This is a genomic window from Fructobacillus papyriferae (assembly GCF_018437225.1).
Classification (GTDB): domain Bacteria; phylum Bacillota; class Bacilli; order Lactobacillales; family Lactobacillaceae; genus Fructobacillus; species Fructobacillus papyriferae.
In genome coordinates, this window is sequence record NZ_JAAMFI010000001.1 from 621,284 (window position 1) to 635,241 (window position 13,958).

At 37.5% G+C, this 13,958-nt stretch carries 21 protein-coding genes and 1 pseudogene; 7 read left to right on the forward strand and 15 right to left on the reverse strand.

The features are described from left to right. Positions 1-289: 289 nt before the first annotated feature. The 3 genes and pseudogenes from G6R27_RS02825 to G6R27_RS02835 form a co-directional block, all read right to left on the reverse strand. Positions 290-847: a PBECR4 domain-containing protein gene (locus G6R27_RS02825; RefSeq protein ID WP_213819563.1), complete on the reverse strand. Its 558-nt coding sequence runs from the start codon at positions 845-847 to the stop codon at positions 290-292. 259 nt (positions 848-1,106) lie between these two features. Next, a pseudogene (locus tag G6R27_RS02830) lies at positions 1,107-2,087 on the reverse strand (peptidoglycan recognition protein family protein); the annotation flags it as partial. Between the two features lie 628 nt (positions 2,088-2,715). Further along, positions 2,716-2,928, reverse strand: a complete 213-nt coding sequence (locus tag G6R27_RS02835; RefSeq protein WP_213819565.1) for a hypothetical protein — start codon at positions 2,926-2,928, stop codon at positions 2,716-2,718. A 260-nt stretch (positions 2,929-3,188) separates the two neighbouring features. Between G6R27_RS02835 and G6R27_RS02840 the strand changes: the two genes are divergently transcribed. Together G6R27_RS02840 and G6R27_RS02845 are read left to right on the forward strand one after the other, a co-directional pair. Next, the gene (locus G6R27_RS02840) at positions 3,189-3,530 is read left to right on the forward strand and encodes a hypothetical protein (protein ID WP_213819566.1); all 342 of its coding nucleotides are present in this window, start codon (positions 3,189-3,191) and stop codon (positions 3,528-3,530) included. 152 nt (positions 3,531-3,682) lie between these two features. Next, entirely contained in the window at positions 3,683-3,886 is a 204-nt protein-coding gene (locus G6R27_RS02845) for a hypothetical protein (RefSeq protein WP_213819567.1), read from the forward strand. 169 nt (positions 3,887-4,055) lie between these two features. Here G6R27_RS02845 and G6R27_RS02850 read toward each other — a convergent pair whose 3' ends face one another. Beyond that, entirely contained in the window at positions 4,056-4,712 is a 657-nt protein-coding gene (locus G6R27_RS02850; protein WP_213819568.1) for a phage antirepressor KilAC domain-containing protein, read from the reverse strand. Positions 4,713-5,173: 461 nt separating this feature from the next. On the opposite strand from G6R27_RS02850, the gene G6R27_RS02855 reads away from it, so the two are divergent. From G6R27_RS02855 to G6R27_RS02870, 5 genes are all read left to right on the forward strand, one after another. After that, positions 5,174-5,536 (forward strand): helix-turn-helix domain-containing protein, encoded by a 363-nt coding sequence (locus G6R27_RS02855; protein ID WP_213819569.1) that lies wholly within the window; start codon positions 5,174-5,176, stop codon positions 5,534-5,536. Between the two features lie 3 nt (positions 5,537-5,539). After that, positions 5,540-6,301: an ImmA/IrrE family metallo-endopeptidase gene (locus G6R27_RS02860; protein ID WP_213819570.1), complete on the forward strand. Its 762-nt coding sequence runs from the start codon at positions 5,540-5,542 to the stop codon at positions 6,299-6,301. A 71-nt stretch (positions 6,302-6,372) separates the two neighbouring features. Then, positions 6,373-6,921 (forward strand): DUF5067 domain-containing protein, encoded by a 549-nt coding sequence (locus G6R27_RS02865; protein ID WP_213819571.1) that lies wholly within the window; start codon positions 6,373-6,375, stop codon positions 6,919-6,921. A 73-nt stretch (positions 6,922-6,994) separates the two neighbouring features. Beyond that, complete coding sequence (locus G6R27_RS06360; RefSeq protein ID WP_230791215.1) at positions 6,995-7,099, forward strand: Arm DNA-binding domain-containing protein; 105 nt, start codon at positions 6,995-6,997, stop codon at positions 7,097-7,099. A 6-nt stretch (positions 7,100-7,105) separates the two neighbouring features. Further along, positions 7,106-8,047: a site-specific integrase gene (locus tag G6R27_RS02870; RefSeq protein WP_230791213.1), complete on the forward strand. Its 942-nt coding sequence runs from the start codon at positions 7,106-7,108 to the stop codon at positions 8,045-8,047. Positions 8,048-8,463: 416 nt separating this feature from the next. On the opposite strand, the gene G6R27_RS02875 is transcribed toward G6R27_RS02870, so the two are convergent. The 11 genes from G6R27_RS02875 to G6R27_RS02925 all read right to left on the reverse strand — a co-directional run bounded on the left by G6R27_RS02875 (position 8,464) and on the right by G6R27_RS02925 (position 13,955). Further along, positions 8,464-8,736: a hypothetical protein gene (locus G6R27_RS02875; RefSeq protein ID WP_213819572.1), complete on the reverse strand. Its 273-nt coding sequence runs from the start codon at positions 8,734-8,736 to the stop codon at positions 8,464-8,466. Beyond that, complete coding sequence (locus G6R27_RS02880) at positions 8,720-8,902, reverse strand: hypothetical protein (protein WP_213819573.1); 183 nt, start codon at positions 8,900-8,902, stop codon at positions 8,720-8,722. Before G6R27_RS02880 ends, G6R27_RS02875 begins: the two co-directional genes overlap by 17 nt. A 656-nt stretch (positions 8,903-9,558) precedes the next feature. After that, positions 9,559-10,125 (reverse strand): hypothetical protein, encoded by a 567-nt coding sequence (locus tag G6R27_RS02885; protein ID WP_213819574.1) that lies wholly within the window; start codon positions 10,123-10,125, stop codon positions 9,559-9,561. 101 nt (positions 10,126-10,226) lie between these two features. Continuing rightward, on the reverse strand, positions 10,227-11,267 hold the full coding sequence (locus G6R27_RS02890) for a GH25 family lysozyme (protein WP_213819575.1): 1,041 nt from the start codon (positions 11,265-11,267) through the stop codon (positions 10,227-10,229). Beyond that, the gene (locus tag G6R27_RS02895) at positions 11,267-11,578 is read right to left on the reverse strand and encodes a phage holin, LLH family (RefSeq protein ID WP_213819576.1); all 312 of its coding nucleotides are present in this window, start codon (positions 11,576-11,578) and stop codon (positions 11,267-11,269) included. The genes G6R27_RS02890 and G6R27_RS02895 overlap by 1 nt, the downstream gene beginning before the upstream one ends. 26 nt (positions 11,579-11,604) lie before the next feature. Next, positions 11,605-11,898, reverse strand: coding sequence for a hypothetical protein (locus tag G6R27_RS02900; RefSeq protein WP_213792957.1), 294 nt, complete (start codon positions 11,896-11,898; stop codon positions 11,605-11,607). Then, positions 11,891-12,292 carry a hypothetical protein gene (locus tag G6R27_RS02905; RefSeq protein ID WP_213792958.1) on the reverse strand — a complete coding sequence of 134 codons (402 nt, stop codon included), beginning with the start codon at positions 12,290-12,292 and terminating at the stop codon, positions 11,891-11,893. The genes G6R27_RS02900 and G6R27_RS02905 overlap by 8 nt, the downstream gene beginning before the upstream one ends. Positions 12,293-12,301: 9 nt before the next feature. Further along, on the reverse strand, positions 12,302-12,433 hold the full coding sequence (locus G6R27_RS02910) for an XkdX family protein (protein WP_213792959.1): 132 nt from the start codon (positions 12,431-12,433) through the stop codon (positions 12,302-12,304). After that, positions 12,433-12,741, reverse strand: a complete 309-nt coding sequence (locus tag G6R27_RS02915) for a hypothetical protein (protein ID WP_213819577.1) — start codon at positions 12,739-12,741, stop codon at positions 12,433-12,435. Before G6R27_RS02915 ends, G6R27_RS02910 begins: the two co-directional genes overlap by 1 nt. Before the next feature lie 13 nt (positions 12,742-12,754). Further along, a complete protein-coding gene (locus G6R27_RS02920; RefSeq protein WP_213819578.1) occupies positions 12,755-13,210 on the reverse strand; it encodes a hypothetical protein in 456 nt (151 codons plus the stop codon). Positions 13,211-13,220: 10 nt separating this feature from the next. Continuing rightward, the gene (locus tag G6R27_RS02925) at positions 13,221-13,955 is read right to left on the reverse strand and encodes a hypothetical protein (RefSeq protein WP_213819579.1); all 735 of its coding nucleotides are present in this window, start codon (positions 13,953-13,955) and stop codon (positions 13,221-13,223) included. Positions 13,956-13,958 lie beyond the last annotated feature (3 nt).

The following is a 13,958-nucleotide window of genomic DNA, read 5'->3' on the forward strand; positions in this document are numbered from 1 at the left end:
ATACCAACGTTTACAAAGAAAAAAGGCCATCTTCCAGAAATCCTAGAAAATGGCCGAAAAGGTGGTAACCACATCAACCGACGACTTAATATCAGTACATTAACCAATATTGTGGCAAAAATGTGGCAAATTAAAAAGGAAGCTTATTGTCATCGCTTCCCGGAAGTCGTCTGGCAGTTGACGACGATTTTATTATAACATTTTACGTCTTTCTTCTATTAATAGTGACAATTCGTCTAAGTCATATCTTTAAATAAAAAAGGCCCGCAATTAAGCAGGCCAACCATCATTATCTAATCCATTTCATCGACTTTATTTCAGTCAATCTACGTTCAGTAAAAATGTTAGGTGTTTTCCTAACATGAAGAGTAGCAGGTACATAGTACCCCTTATTATTTGGAGAAAAGCCGATGAGTACCATCTTTTTTCTTTTTGGATCAAGATAATCATAGATAAGAAATTCAACATTACCTAACCTAGGCGGGCGAATATCTCTAGTAATTACCATTAGTTGCGACGAATTACTTTTGAATACTTCGTTAAAAAATTCATGATACTTGAACCTATCCTTAATCCGATCCCCAAATGATGGATCTCGTTTAATATCTTCTATAGTTAAAGTTCCAGATTTTATCATCTCAATATTTTTACTAGCAGACCTTCGCTTTGATAAATATTGAAGTCCTAAAAGATGTGGAACATCTAAAACATCAAAGTTTATTACGATATTCTGGAGGGGCTTAAAATTAGTTGTGATTTCTACTGTATGTCCATGAAAGTCACGTTCATAATTATCAACAATTTCTTTCAATGTATTCAATTCTATGTAATCAAAGGATTTATACACTTACTATTCTCCAAAACTAAAAAAAATGCCCGGGATTTTACCCGAGCAACAATATGTACGCTGGCGTACCGTCAGGCGTCACGGTAGAGACATACAATGATGTACAAGGCCCAATCATTAGGCTTCCATTTTCGCCAGTCTAAAAATGGTGGGTTCAAACAAGACGGAACTATGAAATTAAGTCTTGTTCGTGACTACAGTATATCACAGGTTTTTAATTTTGTATTCAATTTATATGTACAGGGCCGAAGCCCTTTAATCAAGGATGCGCCAGAAACTTATCAGCATCAAACCAAATCATGTCACGATATCCTGCAAAGTAAATACCAACAGCGTTGTCGTTGTTATCGTATGCAGAAATGACACCAGAGTTAACGCCATCCTTAAATCTAACAGCAGCACCATCTTCGAATGAACGTCCTTCTGGATCAGATACATCTTCAAGAAGTCCAGTAGGAATTCCGTTATAATACCAAGAATTTGGTTCGACATTAAGGTCATCCGTCAATACTTGGAACATGCCATATACCTTTTGGCACGTACGAATCGTGAACTTCCCACGAATAGCCCACCGTTTTTTCCACTTGTTTTGGAATTCCTTGATAGATGCTGAACGGTTGTCTACTTCCTGCTGTTCGGGTTGTGACGTTTGTGCTGCTTGAGTAGCAACGTTTCCATTACCATCAGCAATAATGTCATTGGCCTTGTCGGCAATTTCCTGCAGCTTGTCCTTCAACTTACCAGGGCAAGCCGTGGACGTGAATGATGAGTGTGGGAACAAATTCTGATATGGGACAACTCGTCCAAATCCATAGCGCTGTGCAATATCCGCAACTAGCTTAGCTGAGGCATCAATCGTTGCTTGAGCGATATCATAATCGGGAGCGCCAGTTAGATTTGCATGTTCGATACCAATAGAGGATGAGTTAGCATCCCAGTTACCAGCGTGCCATGCCGTGTTATCTTCATTCGTCGGGGTTACTCCGAATGCAGCCATCAATGAACCACGCTTAGCGTATGCGGCAGCTTTCATCGATTCCTGACTGTTGTTAGAGGAAGTGACTGGTAATCCCTCAATGGCTAAGCTCTCTCCTGACTTGTGCGGGATGTAAGTAACAACGTGTCGGCTATCATGTCCTGAAGCGTTCATATTTGTGATGATTGCCTGTGAGAATGAAAGGCCGGGCTTGGCTTCCTTGTTCGCCTTTCGAATCGCTTGTGCTACATCGTTCAGGTCAGCATACTTCGCCCCTGAACTCCAGTCCTTGTTTTAGTTGGTTGCTTAAGTTTATCTTGCAACTTACTCAACGCCTCGAAAAATTCGGCCTGTGGCTTATCGATGTTGTAGTTCTCAATCATAAGTTCTCCATCTCTTCTTCATATTCACGAAATTCTTCGTCACATTCCTCAATTTGTTCATCGAGTTCTTCAACTTTTGATTGGTATTCTTTAAATTGTTGAACAGACAGTTCAACAAAATCTTCATACACTTCATCGAGAATGTCTTCTCGCCTACTATTTAGTTGGTGACGCTTTTTTCAGAAAACTCGATTACATCACGCCAATCTTCGTACTCTTATTCTTTTTGAATGTTTTCTTGGTACATCAGCATGCTGTTTTCAATTGTCATAGTTCTCGTGCCTCTTGTTCTAACTGTTCGATTTCTTCCAGCAACTTTTGTCGGTCTATGGTTAGATCTTCGATCATTTACGCATTTTTAGCTAAAGCATCACGCTTCGCATAAACAGCATCTTGCAATACTTCATAAAGCCGCAGATCTTTCTGCTTCATTTTCTTTTGTTCAAACGTCATATAGTTCCCCTCCGTGATATAATAGGGCATAATTTTCTGTCTTGGAAATATTATGCCTAAGCTCTCTTGGTTGCAGCCTTGAGAGCTTTTTTCTGTTCTTTAATGATTCCATTAATTTCCGATTCATGATTTTTTCGAATGTCATTTTGAATGTCGTTTTCGTTGTATGTTGATTTTTGATATTTGTAAAAAAACACCGTTAACGAAATACCAGCTCCTGATAAGCAAATACCAAGAACAACATTGTTACAAAACATAATTTCGTTCATCATGCACCTCCATATTTTTCTATCTTGTCGCAAAATTCTTCAATTTTTATTCCGCGAAATAAAACCTTATTTCCAGACTGTGTAATTGGTTTTGGAAACCATTTGTGATTCCGCCAATGTGAATCGAAAAATTGTCTAGAAAATCCTGCATACTCACAGATTTCAGAAATCGACCACGAATATTTTGATTTAAAACTAGTCATTGTTATTCCTTTCTTTTGGTATGATTTAGATATTAATAATCAAAACGGAGTTAACCAATGCTTACAAAAAATGCTGAACACCTTCTAAAAAAATTCGTAAATGATGAATTTCAAACAATCCACCAAAATGATCAATACATTCCTGAAGGAGAAATTTATAGAAACTTTTCGCCAAACTATCAATCAAAAACAGAACTGGCATTAGCTGAACTAATTGAAAACGGATATGTATCAAAAATTGCTCAATCTCTTTTCTATACAACAACATCAGGAAAAACATATTTCGATATAAAGAAAATCAATTTTAAAAACAAGATCATTTGGAATATTACTATTCCAGCACTTCTTGGTTTTATCGGTGGTACTATTCCTGTCTGGTTTAATGCGTTAATAAGATAGTTACTATAGTTCCTAAAAGTAATCCGACAAGTTAAGATAAAATTCTTACCCGCCATTAGAAATCTTCATCTTCATTTCTCATTTCAATTCCTTTCTTTTGGTATCCTTTATTTACAGGCACTGCTATGCCGAGTAAATGAAAGGAGAACACTATGCCAGCAAATATTGAAGGTCTCGATGAATTGATGAATTCCCTTGAAAGCCATCAATTCATCGAAGAATTTGCCAAAAAACAAAAGTTTGAAATTGAATGTGGTAGTTGTGGCAAAACGTATAAAGCAACTAGCGGTAAAAACGTTTGCCCTCACTGTGGTGCGATTACCAATCTAAACCTTACATTCAACGAAGAATCATAATTCTTCAATTTCGCGCTTCAGCTGTTTAGCTCTGATAGTTTCTTGTCAAACTTTCGGAGCTTTTTCTTTTTCTTCTTACCTACGTTAATCGAAATAAAAGCATCAAATTCGTTGTCGCTTATTTGATCAATACGATTAAGCGTACATGGGTCACGTTTCATCAATTACCTCACGCCATCTCTTCATATTCCTGTTCCTTCAACAACTTGTTTACGAAGTAAATCTGCCCTTTACCAGTAATCTTCGTCGTTCGAGCCGTTCGAACAGAACCGTCTGTGTTATTAAAAGTGCGAACCTTTGTTTCCATAATCCCACGGTCAACACTCTTTTGCGTGGGTTGATTATAGTTCTCACCTCGCGTACCAAGGTAACCGTTCTTTCGCATCCATAGGAACAATCGGTTTTGTCCAATTTCCACACCGTTTTGTCTCAAAATCTTAGCAAGCTGTCCGATCAGAATGCTGTTATTACTTCTGTTGACTGCATCTGCGAACAATGCCTTTGATTTCATTTCTGAAATCTGCAAGTCTTTAGCCTTGAGCTGTTCACCAGCTTGGATGAGCAAGTCTGACAAGGTATTATCACGATTACTAATCAGCGCCGCTGCCTTTTCGTCTGTCATGTATACCCCGCGTTGCCCAAACTCGTTCCCATTTTGGGATTGAGTTTTGTCTTCATCATCAACGTGATTCTGAACAGCTTTATTGCTGTTAGAATAACCAAGAGTTTGCGCAATATCTTTACCTACGAACCACACTTCTTTATTAATGATTACTGTTCTAACGTCATCGCTTTCAAAGTTGAAAGTCTTTACTTCGTTTGGCATTTCGCCTCCTTACAATCCAATTCCTAAGATTTTTGCAGCTTCCTTTTGAATCTCACGATCTTTCGGCGCAACGTTTCCTTGGAATGCCCGACTTACTTGAGCATGAGAAATTCCAATCATTTCAGCAATTTCAACTTACTTCAGTCCTCGCTCAAATAACGCAATCTTAAATTTTTTCGAATATCAAACGCCGCTTTTTCACTTTCCGTCATTTTTTCTCTCCTTTCAGTATTTTTTATCAAGTTATTGACTATTTTTACCGTTAACAGTAAAATCAAGTCATAAGTAAATAAGCAGTACAAAATTACATTAAGGCCGCCGACAAGCTAGTTTTTGAATATGTTTGTTTTTTATTGCTTAATAACTCGATGAATTAATAATATCTGTTTACAGTAATTTCGTCAACACATTAGTTCTGTATTAGGTAATTTTTATTCATCAGAACTCAAAGGAGTGCTGATATGACGCTTTTTGAAAATATCAAAGAAATATCGAAAAAAAGAGGAATCAACCTTAAAACGGTTGCCAAAGAATCCGGTCTTGGAGAAAACGCCATTTATAGATGGAAAACTGAAACGCCCCGTATTGATTCGCTTAAAAAAGTCGCTAATACACTAAATGTTGATGTTAAAGAACTACTTGGAGATGATGCCATTGATCATACGCGAATAGAAGATTCTTTTGATAATATCCAAATCGCCGGTATGTTCCGTAAATATACTGAGGATAACCACCTCAGTTCTGACGAAAAAGAAAAATTAGTGGATGATATTTCAGATTACATGAAATTCAGAGCAGAACGAATTGCTAAAGAAAGAGAATAAACAATGAGCAATTACGAAGAAGTCATAAAAAAAGCCGATTCATACTCAAAAATATTCCAAACCAAATATATGGGGTCAAAGGACCTAAGTCAGTATGCGCTTTCCATGCAGGCAGATAGTTTTGCAAACGTCGTAATTGACGAAATTGGACATGTGGATTTTTTTAAATTCAATAATGAAGACTTGCTTGGTTTTGCTTTTTCTGATGAATACGAATCAACAATTGTTATTAATGAAAGGCTACACTACAAAAATCAAGACGTTCGACTAGGATTTACAATCGCACATGAAATTGGACATGTGGTTTTAGGACATCCGATATCAAAAACGTTCACAATCAGTGAAAGTTTGTATGATGAAACCAATCATTATGAATTTGAAGCAAATACTTTCGCAGCTAACCTTTTACTTCCATTCAATGTTTTTTGTAGACAAATTAATAAAGGATTCCATTTGAAGCAGATTAGTGCAGCTTCTAAAATTTCAAAATCGGTAGTCACGAACAGAATAAAATCTATACTGTCTAGACGATTTCTACTTTCAGAAGAAGATGTAAACTTTATATATGAAGAGTATGCACAATGTAATAATAAATACTCAGTTAAAAAAAGTATGCTTCATAGAATGTTGGATCAATACAATATGTTGTATTCTGTTCAGCAGCAATCTAGTTTGTATGTAAGGCTTCAACAATTCGGGAATACAATTGCCAACGACGTTCTTCATTTCCACAATTCGATTTATAATCAAGAAGAACTTGCGTAACTTTTAAGATCATATTGAAAATTTGATATGTGCAGTACGGAACCACGTAAAAAACTGAACGGGAGAGAGAAGTGAAGTCAAAACGTTTTTATCAACATGTATGGTTCTGGATCATGGCATTAATAACAATTTTCGCAATTGGATTTGCTACATACGTTGCAAATAATGACGGGCAATTACCTACATTTTGTAAGTCGAAGACAAGTAATAAATGGCATTTTAGAGGAAATACATATTACGCTGGTAAACTGAACACAACTTTCACTTCCGGAGAAATAATCGATGGAATGAACGGCACAAAGGTTTTCATTTTACATGGAAAAATGACTAACGTATCGAAAGAAGAAGCTGATGCGTCAGCAATGTATGCAGTCGTTCATGCTTATCAAAAAACAAATTCAACAAATCAGAAGCTAGATCCAGGCGTTCCTGCTGTTAATGATGATTTTAGTGTTCCTTATCAAACTGAAAGTGATAACTTAAACCAGAAAGTTTTGCCAGGTAAAACGGTTCCTGTTGTACTTGAATACACGCTTGTTAATAATAATCCAATCAACGTAACTTTCGAAGATGCAAAGTTCAATAAAGTTGGAAGCAAGTCATATAAAATTAAGATGTAATCAATGCCCTTTTGGGCGTACATACCTACCGAAAGGCCTAGGCCTTTTTATTTTTACCTAAAAGGAGGAAATCATGGCTATTTCGAAGCGTGAAAGCACTTGGCAAGTTCGAGTTTCTTACAAAGATAATAATGGAAATTATAAACGTAAGACCAAAGGTGGATTCAAAACAAAATGAGAATCCATGGCGTGGGAAACGGACCAAGACCATGACAAGTACCACAACAAAATGAACATAAAAGATGGCATGTTTTCTGACCTATATTGGTCATGGTATGAAACATTCAAAGAACCTCACCTTGAAACCAATGCAAAAAGTACTTACAAGCAAGGATTCAACTCACTGAAAAAGCACTTTAATGATGTTGATATTACTGAAGTCAAGGCATCCATGTTTCAGCGAGCTATTAACGACTATGGAAAAACACATGCCATGATTACCGTTTCAAAGGTAAAAAACGTTATACAGCAATTTGTAAGATATGCTGTTGACGAAGAATATATTGGACGAGATTTTACTAGAAGCACAAAAAGTTATTCTGCCATACCATCAAAAGATAAATCGTTGAAGTTTCTTGAAAACGATGAACTAGAATTATTAAAGAAAAACACCTTGGAATCTGATGATGTAACATCTCACATGATATTGACGGGCATTTATTCAGGATGCCGCTATTCTGAAGTAGCAGCTCTTGGTAAAGATGATTTTGATTTTAAAAATAAAACACTAACAATCAACAAAGCTTGGCAAGCAACTGACCGTGAGATTAAGAAGACAAAAACACCTTACTCTGTTCGAACGATTGACATGCCAGAAAGACTCTTTGAAATCGCTAAAAATTGGAAGTTCGGCGAACACTTTGCATTTACTTACGATGACCAAACACCACCAACTAATAATGCCTGCAATAAGAAGTTAGCTAAATTATTAGGCAACGATTCAAAGACCGTCACATTCCACGCTCTTAGGCACACACGCTTCATATCTACTGCTAATGATATTGCTCTACAATACGTTAGCGAGCGTCTTGGACACTCTGGTATTAATATTACGTTGCGTACCTACACACATCTTTTGGAAGACAAGCGAACTACTGAACGTGAAAAAAAACAATTCAACTTCTAGAAGGTTTTTAAACCTTCTTTTTTTATTTATGGCAAATTATTCCTCAGTAAATATTCAAATCAAAAATAGAGCAAACAGAAACGCTGATAAACACTCAGTTTACTTTAGTTTACCTCAGCTAAAATTGTGGCAAAAATGTGGCAAATCATTGGAAAATATAAGTAAACTGACGTTAACTTACAATAACAAGAAACCATTATAAACGCTTTTATACCAACGTTTACAAAGAAAAAAAGGCCATCTTCCAGAAATCCTAGAAAATGGCCGAAAAGGTGGTAACCACGTTAATCGTTGCTTTAATACCAGTAGTTTTATACGTTTTGGTCTTAATTTGGTCTAAATATTAAAGATTGATATTTTGCAATAATTGAGAACGGCTAATTTAAACTTGGGGCATGTTTTAAAATAAACCTTCCTTATTTATATAGATTTACTGTTAAATTATACTTTATCTTCAAAACTTCAACAGCATCCATGACTGCGTCAACATTTCCTGGATTATACGATGCTACTTCACGAGAAATAGTGGCCCGCCCAATCTTGTTCCATTCAAAAAAGACATTGATGTCATGCTTAAACTCTGGCATTACGACACGAATAGCATAAATGGTGTTTGGTTGTTTCTTCCATAACGGTTCAATCTCTTTAAAAACTTCCCAAGCTATTTGTTTACTATCCTTCTTTGCCAATATTCTTACTTCTTTCTTCTATCAATTTAGTCAATTCCTTTAAGTCTTCTTCTGTGGCTAAATTTCGAATAAATGATCGTGACGTGGAACGATACTTCAAGTACTTACTATGTTCCTTATTTTTTTCCTGCCAAAGTTTATTTTTTTCTGTTTGTGTTAGTGCCATTTAAATCACCCATGCAATAACTGCAATCACAAGCGCCAAAACGCTAATAGCCAATGTAATATAGTTATATTTTGTTTTCTTGTTCATAATTTGTTAATATGAAGGTACACAAAACAGCCCTTGCGGGCTGACTGTTCATTTGAACAGGTTTGATAATAAGCTGATTAGTGCAGCGATTAAGTTGATTACAGCAACTTGTCGCATAATTCTTGCATTGGTCAGCTTTTTTCTTTTGTGTTTCTTCATATCTTTCCTCCTTCCTATACTTATTATAATACTACTGATAGTACTATTTGTCAACATTTTTTAGACTTTTTTGGCACAAAAAAAAGACGGGCACACGTCTGCGTTTTCCCCGTCTTTTTCGCTATCCCACTGCGTACAGCCCGAGTAGCTTTCTAATAAATTAGATTAGGTCATTGTATACAAAAAGACCTACTTAATTGCAGGTCTTTTTGTATAATCTAAGCTCTTCGGTAGTTACCAAACAAATCCTCCGAATAAACTTTGTCTCTATTTTCGACTACTTTATTCTGAATTTCTTTAGTTAATTCTTTTGAGTATGCTTCAAATATTTTTTCCATCTGATTCACCTCTTTATTCCTATAATCATCTTTACAAATAATTTTCATTATGTCAACAATCAAAAAATATAATTACTTTTTCCAATTATCATATAATGTCCTAATATTAATAAACGGTACCTCATCAGTTATTAAATGATCAAAAACATCTTTATTCCGTTCTATAAAATTACAAAATACGTTATGAACTGCATTATATATTAATGAATCATCAACCAATCCATAATTAATATATACAGAAACATGTTCTAAACTATTAAATGTTTTTAATAAGTTAGATTCCATTTTGGTTGCCAATACTATCTGATCAACTAACTCACTAGGCAAATCTTCAACGGTTATTATATTCGCTAATCCGGATTCTTTTGAAGCTTTATTAATAGCATCAACAGCCTTTTTCTTATTCTTTGGTATTTCTTCATAAACTTCTTGTTCGTATTTTCCCATATCAGGTATTATACGATTGGAAAATATTTCTAGAACTTGAATGGACGTAAGTATAATCCGCCTATCCTCACTCTTAGATTGAATAATTTTACCTTCTTTATATGTTTTAATCGTTAAAAATAGTCCAATAACACCTACTACTGTTGCTAATGCAGAAAATATCTGTAGTACTTTTAATATTAAGTCTAGCACGTTAAAACTCTCTTCACTATAATGTATGTCAAATTATACCAGTGATATGCACAGGGTAAAAGCCTTATTTAGTTGATTTATGTACGCCCCGAAGGGCTTTTTTATTCGTGATTCCAGAACTTGTCAGCGTCAAACCAGATGATACCGTTACCGTCTAAGAAGTCAATACCAACTGCATTAGCTGAACGGTCGTACTTATCAATCGTGCCACGTTGGTTGTTCTTCTTGAATGCGACACGATGGCCATCTTCAAATGAACGGCCGTCCATGTCGTCCAAGTCATCCAACAGCTTAGTTGGAATACCATTATGCGACCAGTCGAATGGGTCAGCACACAACTCTTCCGACTTAACCTGATAAATATCATTTTGTAACTCACATGTATCAATCACAAACGATCCTGCGAGGATGAACTTGTTAGCCACGCTGATAAACTTATCAATCGCAGAAGTTGCAGGCTCGCTTCGAAACGTCGCTTGGTTATCACTAGGTTGTGAGTCGCTACCCGTTCCACCGGCTAGCTTATCCCACGTCCCTTCATCGCCATAGAAGACGGAACGATCATATGGAACAGAATCATATTGCCACATCGTGACTGTTGACCAGTACTTCAACACGTTAAAATGGTGGCTGTCTTCCCACTCTTGCAACTCTTGTGAGTATGGCGAACCGTCATTACTTGGGTAGTCAGCTACCCACAGTGGGCGGTCTTTCATGTCGTTCCATGTGTAACCGCTTTGAATGTCTGCATAGCCGATATACAACCAAGTTGTCTTGCCCGTCTTGGCGTCGATATAATCCGCAATCGCCTTTGGTTCATTGCCCGTCAACGTTGGATATTGCGTACGGTTTGACATGTTTTCAAAGTCGAGCATAAGGGCTACGCCAGCTTGATTAGCATACCCACCGATCGTATCCAAGAAATATTGGGCCTGCGTATTGTTATCAACACCGGCATTGATGAAATGGTACAACCCCAACTTCTTACCAGCGTTAAGAACTTTTTGCGCCTGTGTCTGCCAATTTGGGTTCACATAATAGTTACCCTCTGTGACTTTAACAATCACAGCGTTGTTATCTGCAACAATTCCGTCAATATTGTCACCCTGGTGTGAAGAAACATCGCCTACGTATAATGTCATTACTTAGCCTCCTTATTTAACTGCGCCACTGCCTGTTCAATAACCGCTGATAGCTGTTCCTGTGAGAACTTACCTGCTAGCTTGTTTGCCACGAGTCGCTGCGAAACGAAATCAATCGCCTCCTGCTTCTTCTGTGTGCCAGCTAGATCACTCTTTTCAAGCAAAGCAACGGCCTGGTCTGCCCAGGTAAGCAATAGCTGGACGTTCCCATTCTTCGTCTTCGTTCGCAACCAGCGAATCAAGGCGTGCTCTGCCGGTGCAGCAACGGCCGCAAAAGCCAATGACAACACCAATGTATCGGTTAAATTCATCTTTATTCCTCCAATAAAAAAGACGACTAATTAGCCGTCATCAATTCATCAATTTTGTTAGTCAAACTACGGACTTCGATTCGCAACTCTCGATTTTCGTTCGTTAAGTTTTCGTTGTCTGTCCGTAACTTTTTGATTTCCGTGTTAAGATCGCTAACCTGTAACGAAAGGTCTTTCACTAAGTCACTTTGAGCTTTAAACATCAGGCTCAACGTGTCATCATGTTTTTGTGTTGTGTCCTCACGTTTCCCTCGCCAAGCAAAAAAGGCGGTGGCAATTGTCCCAATCACAGCAAAAAAAGCACCTAGATTTTCAAACATGCTCACCTCCCTTCAACTTATAACGTGGTTCGTCCCATGCACTAAGAAACACGTTTAGTGTGATAATTCCAAAGATAAATGGAACAATCGTGACATTGTTTGTCACATAATCGTTAATAGCATAGCTAAACGTCAGGGCTGTCCACATACCACCAGATAAAGCAATCAATACTAACCGAATGCGATACCAATAGAAGTCCCAAAGAGAGTTAACTAGTAGCACTACTCCAACTGTGATGTACAGCATTCCAAAAGGTGCATCATCTAGTAACCCTAGTGCGGGTGGCAACCGAATATCAAGTTGCTGGTAGTGCAACATAACCACAAGACCAACAACAATTTCCTCAACCGCAATGGTTACCCACTGACGATTTTTCCAAAAATGTCGCTTCATTTAACCTCCTTAAAACGAATACAAAGTACCAGTGATTTGCTGGTATTGGTCCGCTGTGATAACCTCTCCGATTACCCAATTCTTAAGACTATCGTTGCTTTCTAGTCCCATCTCATACCAATTTTTTAAAACGTCAAACATCACTTAGCCTCCCTTTCAAGAGCCGATACTCGTTGTGACAATGCAATATTTTGTTTCAAAAGCTGATTAGCAATCGTGTTTAATTGCTGTTGCTGTGGGTCTAACTGTTGCTTTGCATTTGCCTTTTGTTCTGCCAAATAATCACCAATCGACTGACCTGTCCATGAGTTAGTGGATGGATTCCACTTAGGAAGTCCATAGAATCCAGTTGGTTCAATATCTGTTGTATTCTCCGGCTGTTCTTCAGCTCGAATAGCTCCTGGGATAAATTCAAAAGTGTTTGGGTTATATTTAAAATACCATTGCATTTATTAGTCCTCCTTATTCTGGGAAATCGTCTTGCGTTATCCAAACAGATGAACCCTGAACACCACGTTCTCCTCCGTTTGAAGACCCATGTGTGCCTGTCATAACTTGACCACCGGTCGTGACAAGAAACGTCATTAAATTGTCCCAAATCCCTTCTACAATGAAATAATTGTTAGAAATTGGGCGGTAACCAGCTGGGACAGTTGCCAACAAAACGTTAGAACCTGTTGCGGTTGGATTCCCGCTGAAAAAAGCAAACACAATATTTCCAATTCGATTGATTGTAAATTGAAGTCCATTATTATCGGTAATTGTTTTTGAGTAATTTTTTTGATTTGGCGCAATAGTCAATTGACCATTCACTGTCAAATCATTAACCGTCACATCACGCTTTGGGTCTGACAATTCGTTGAAGTTGCCATTAATTACATCTGGTCCGTTATCCATGCCCTTAAAAATCTTTTCCATGATTTCTCCTTTATTCTAATTTGAACTTCAAAGACTTAATGCCTTCGACTAAATACCAGCTATTACCATGTTGTTCGATTGTGCCGTCCATCTTGTAATCTAGTGGAAGCACCACTTTGACCGTATTCACGTCTGAATAGACAACATTGCTGGCAACCGATACTGGATTAGTTCCACCAAATAACCCTTCTGGTTCTGTTCCAAAACCATTAGGCGCTGTTCCAATTCCCCACTCATAACTGAATGCAGACACCGTTGGCATGCGATTTAAGTTGTGCTTAATCGTTACTTCAAAACCTTGTGGCACGTACTTGGCAAGCAAGGTCTCAATGTTTTCAAAGCGCTTGTCTAGTACATCGAACTGGCCGTATGTCTGGCTGTTGCGTGCGTCAATAACCTCACTATCTTTAGTCGCTCCACTTAATACTCCAGTAAAACGAGTTTCAAGGTCAGTCTGTCGTTTTTCAACCTGTGATTGACGATTAGCGTTTTGATCAATCAATTCTTTGTTTCTGTGCCATTTGGTACTTAACCACTCAACAAAAAGAGCCAATGCCTCTCGGACATCGACTCCCCATTGTTTTTCACGTAACCATTTAGCTAACGTGCGGCTGTTCTTGTCAACAACACCATTATTAATGTCTTGAGAAAACTCATTTTCGCTGGGAATATGAGTCGGGTCATGGTACTGATCGCCGTTACCAGCCTGTGGCGTAATATCCACGAAGCCATTATCATTTGCCATTTA